Raw genomic sequence first — 5,021 nt, 5'->3', positions numbered from 1 at the left:
ATCAGTGGCATACTTGATGAATCGGTGCTCGACATCCTCCCGGGTACAAATGTGTATGGACCGGCTGTGCCGGTGGACCCATCTGGCACCCTTGCCCTCGCAGCAGCAAACGCCGATTTCACGATAGCCGAAGCCGGCGTGCGGCTTGCCCGCGCAAACCGGGTCCCTGACCTCAACGTCGGCCCCGCTATCCGCCGACTTGAGGCGACCAACGATCTGGCTGCGGTATTCACTGTCACTATCCCGATACCGGTTTTCAACAACGGGCGCGCGGCAATCGCTCAGGCGACTGCGCAGCAAACCCAAGCTGATGCTCTGCGCCGCTTGACGGCCCTGGATATCGAGCAAGCGATCACTGATGCGCAGGCCGAGGCGGCCAATGCCGCCACCACGGCGCGCGCGGCGGCAGGTCCGGCGTTGGCCAGCGCGCAGGAAGCCGCGCGCATTGCACGGATCGGTTACCGCGAAGGCAAGTTTGGACAGCTCGAATTGCTCGACGCCGAACGCACCCTTGCAGAGACGCGGGTCGCAGCGATCGATGCACTTGCCGCCTATCAGAATGCCCGAGCGCAATTGGAGCGATTGACCGCCCGTGCGCCCAATGCGGAGTACTAATCATGAAGAAGCATTATCTTGTTGGAGCGACGATCAGTGCGCTCCTTTTGGCAAGCTGTGGGGGCGCTGATCCATCCAAGGAGCAGACTGCTTCCGGTTCTGCAGACGCGAGCGCTGAAGCCGGCCATGCGAATGAAGGGCAAGTGACCCTCACGGCCGAGCAGATTGCTGCAGCGGGTGTCGAGGTGGGTCGTCCTGTCGTTGGCGGCGCCGGCACGATCGAACTACCGGCTATCATTGAAGGTGATCCGCAAAACACCCAGGTGGTTTCCGCGGCCATCGGCGGGCGTGTAGTGGCGCTGACACGCAATCTCGGTGAGACGGTCGGGCGCGGTCAGACAATCGCCGTAATCGAAAGCCGCGACGTCGCCCAGATGAAGGGCGAGGTCGAAGCCGCTCGGGCGCGCCTTGCTCTGGCCAATTCAAACCTTGCGCGAGAGCAACGGCTGTTTGACGAAAAGGTCTCGCCCGAACAGGATCTCATCACCGCTCGAACGGTTGCAACGGAAGCACGCATCGCGCTGACGCAGGCACAAAGCATGGTCTCGGCTGCGGGTGTCGGCGGCGCCGGCCTGAACCGGCTCGGCATCACAGCTCCGATTTCAGGCCAGATCATCGGCCGTCCGGTCACGCTGGGGCAAACGGTTGCGGCCGACGCCGAGCTCTATCGTATCGCCAATCTGGGTCAGGTGTCGATCGCGCTGAACCTCAAGCCTGAGGATGCCGGGCGGGTTCGGCCTGGCAATCTGGTGACTGTGAGGGCGGCGGGGCGCGAAGCGAGCGCCCGCATCACATTCGTCTCGCCAGCTCTCGACCCCCAGACGCGCCTCGTCCCTTCGATTGCCACGCTCAACAATGGCGGCGGACAATGGCGGGTTGGCGAGCCGGTCATGGTCGCCATAGAGCTCACGGGCAGCGGCGGTAGCGGCGCTATCCGCGTGCCATCAACAGCGGTCCAAAGCCTCGAGGGGAAAACGGTCGTTTTCGTCCGCACCCCCACCGGCTTCAAGGCAGTCCCGGTTCAACTAGGCGACGCATCGGGCGATACCGTGATCGTCAAGTCTGGACTGAAAGGCAACGAACAAATCGCCACCACCGGAAGCTTCACGCTCAAAGCCGAAATCGGCAAGGGCGAAGCCAGTCATGAGGATTGAGCCATGATCGCCCGCATTGTTACATGGGCGGTCGAGAAGCGCTGGCTCGTCCTGCTTCTCACCGTCATTGCCGCCGGCATTGGCGCATATTCACTCTACCGGCTGCCGATCGACGCCGTGCCGGATATCACCAACAACCAGGTGCAGATCAACGTCCGAGCGCCCGCGCTGTCACCCGAACTGGTCGAGAAGCAGGTCTCTTTCCCGATCGAAACGGCGCTCGCCGGGACCCCGGGTCTTGAATACACAAGATCCCTGAGCCGCAATGGCTTTGCCCAGATCACGGCCGTATTTTCCGACTCCACGGACATCTACTTCGCACGCCAGCAGGTGGGTGAGCGGTTGCAGGGGGTGCAGGAAAACCTCCCCGATGGTGTAAACCCCGAAATGGGCCCGATCGCGACCGGCTTGGGCGAAGTGTACATGTACACGGTCCGGCTAGACCACCGCGATGACGACAAGCACAAGCCGGGCGAACCGGGCCAGCAGCCGGACGGTAGCTATATCACGCCCGAGGGTGAGCGGCTGACGACCGAAGTCGACAAGGCGACCTATTTGCGAACGGCACAGGACTGGATTGTCACCCCTCTGCTCAAGGGCACCCCAGGCCTTGCCGGCGTCGATTCGATCGGCGGCTATGCCAAGCAGTTTCTTGTAGTGCCCGATGTGCAGAAGCTGGCCTCGCTTGGCATATCCCTGACCGAACTTGGCAATGCATTGGAGCAGAACAACACCAGCGTGGGCGGCGGCTTTGTAAACCGCAACGGCGAAGGTCTGGCGGTGCGTTCCGACGCACTGATCCGCAATGCCGCTGAATTGGGAAGAACTGTTATCGCGACACGCAATGGCGTGCCGATCACGGTCGAGCAGGTGGCCACCGTCAAGACGGGTCAGGCTATTCGCATGGGCTCGGCGTCGGAGAACGGAACCGAAGTTGTCGTCGGCACCGCGATCATGCGGATCGGAGAAAACAGCCGCATTGTGTCGACAGCGGTCGCCGAGAAACTCAAGACAATCAACGCATCCCTGCCCCCGGATGTGGTGATCCAACCCGTCCTGAACCGCACGGAACTTGTCAATTCAACTATCTCAACGGTTGCCAAGAACCTGTCTGAGGGCGCCTTGCTGGTCATCGTCGTGCTCTTCATTTTGCTCGGCAATTTCCGGGCAGCGCTGATCGCTGCCTTGGTGATTCCGATTACGATGATGCTGACTGGTTTCGGGATGCTGCGTGTCGGCGTGTCCGCCAACCTGATGAGTCTCGGCGCACTCGATTTCGGCCTGATCGTTGATGGCGCCGTTATCATCGTCGAGAATGCCTTGAGGCGGCTTGCCGAGCAACAGCACCACGAGGGACGTCTCCTCAGCGTCAAAGAGCGATTGGCGACCGTCGCCTCTGCTGCCCGTGAGATGATCAGGCCATCTGTCTACGGGCAGGCCATCATTATCCTCGTTTACGTCCCCTTGCTGACCCTGACAGGCGTCGAGGGCAAGACCTTCGTGCCTATGGCGCTGACCGTCATCATCGCCCTCGCCTTCGCGTTTGTTCTCTCGCTCACATTCGTTCCGGCGATGATCGCAATCTGGCTGTCCAAAAAGGTAGAGGAGAAGGATGGCCGCATCATCACATGGCTCAAGAAGCGTTATGAGCCTGGCCTCGGGCGGGCGATGAAGCGCCCGACGGTAACGATCGGAGCCGGTGTCGCCAGCCTTGTGGTGGCGGCACTGGCGTTCACAACCCTCGGCTCGGTGTTCCTGCCGCAGCTCGATGAGGGCGATCTGCTGATCCAGTCGCTGCGTATCCCGGCCACGTCTGTCCAGCAGAGCCAGGCGATGCAGGTGCCGATCGAGCGAATGATGTCGAAGCAACCCGAGGTCGCATTCGTCTATTCCAAAACCGGCACGGCAGAACTTGCTTCGGATCCGATGCCACCGAACGCGACCGACATGTTCGTGATCCTGAAACCGCGTGAGGAATGGCCCAACCCTGAGCTTCCCAAGGAAGAGCTTGTAAGCCGGATCGAGAGCAATCTTTCGAAGATTCCCGGCAATGCCTACGAGATTACCCAGCCCATCCAGATGCGATTCAATGAATTAATCGCCGGCGTTCGCGGTGACATAGCAGTCAAGGTCTTCGGCGACGACTTCAACCAGATGAACCGGACCGCCGAGGAGATTGCCGCGGTGCTGCGCCGAACCGAGGGCGCAGCTGACGTGAAGGTCGAGCAGACAACCGGTCTTCCCATGCTCGACATTCGCGTCAATCGCGACGCAATGGCGCGGCTCGGGGTCACGTCTCAAGACGTTCAGGATACGGTGACAGCCACGCTCGGTGGCCGGGTGGCCGGGCAGATCTTCGAAGGCGATCGCCGGTTTCCGGTGGTGCTGCGTCTCGCGGAGGCCCAACGCTCGGACATCAGCGTGCTGGAGCAGGTTCCTGTACCTGTCGCGGGTGGCGGTAGTGTGCCGCTTTCCAGTGTTGCCGACATCCAGGTGGTCGACGGACCCAATCAAATCAGCCGCGAGAATGGCAAGCGGCGTGTGGTGGTCCAGGCCAATGTCCGCGGCAGGGACGTAGGATCGGTTGTCGCCGATGCCCAGGAGGTCATCGCGAAGGAGATTCGCTTGCCAGCTGGTGTCTATCTGGAATGGGGAGGTCAATTTGAAAACCTCCAGTCAGCAAGCGAGAGACTGAAGCTTGTCATCCCGGCCTGCTTCATTCTGATCCTGGTGCTGCTTTACGGCGCATTGGGTTCGGCCAGAGATGCAGCGATCGTGTTCACTGGCGTGCCCTTTGCGCTGGTTGGCGGTGTCTTGCTGTTGTTCGCACGCGGAATGGACTTCTCCATTTCCGCCGCCGTTGGCTTCATCGCGTTGTCAGGCATTGCTGTGCTCAATGGCCTGGTCATGGTCAGTTCGATCCAGGATCTGATCCGCTCTGGGATGTCCCGGGAGGAGGCGGCCTATGTGGGAGCCATGCAGCGCCTGCGACCAGTCGTGATGACAGCCCTTGTTGCGAGTCTGGGGTTTGTTCCGATGGCGCTGGGCGCCGGCGCCGGTGCCGAGGTCCAGAAGCCCCTGGCAACGGTGGTAATCGGTGGCTTGATCTCGGCTACCCTGCTGACACTGTTTGTCCTGCCGACGCTTTATGCCCGGTTCGGCCAGAAGACCATCAGACAGCCCGAACACTACAATGAGGCGTTCGAAGGCGCCGACCACGGGCAGACTATCGTGGAGACGTCGTCATGAAAA

3 protein-coding genes are annotated in these 5,021 nt (G+C 61.2%); all 3 read left to right on the top strand.

Annotated elements, in window-relative coordinates:
• The coding region (locus ACOVQ0_RS00265) for a TolC family protein (protein ID WP_421878521.1) at positions 1–615 on the top strand (615 nt) is incomplete at its 5' end.
• A 2-nt stretch (positions 616–617) separates the two neighbouring features.
• On the top strand, positions 618–1,769 hold the full coding sequence (locus ACOVQ0_RS00260) for an efflux RND transporter periplasmic adaptor subunit (protein ID WP_421878518.1): 1,152 nt from the start codon (positions 618–620) through the stop codon (positions 1,767–1,769).
• A gap of 3 nt (positions 1,770–1,772) precedes the next feature.
• The gene (locus ACOVQ0_RS00255) at positions 1,773–5,018 is read left to right on the top strand and encodes an efflux RND transporter permease subunit (RefSeq protein WP_421878516.1); all 3,246 of its coding nucleotides are present in this window, start codon (positions 1,773–1,775) and stop codon (positions 5,016–5,018) included.
• Positions 5,019–5,021: the final 3 nt, after the last annotated feature.

It is taken from the genome of Novosphingobium sp., assembly GCF_049240505.1.
Taxonomy (GTDB): Bacteria; Pseudomonadota; Alphaproteobacteria; order Sphingomonadales; family Sphingomonadaceae; genus Novosphingobium.
Note: the sequence above shows the minus strand (reverse complement) of the source record. Positions and strands in the feature narration are given on the sequence as shown.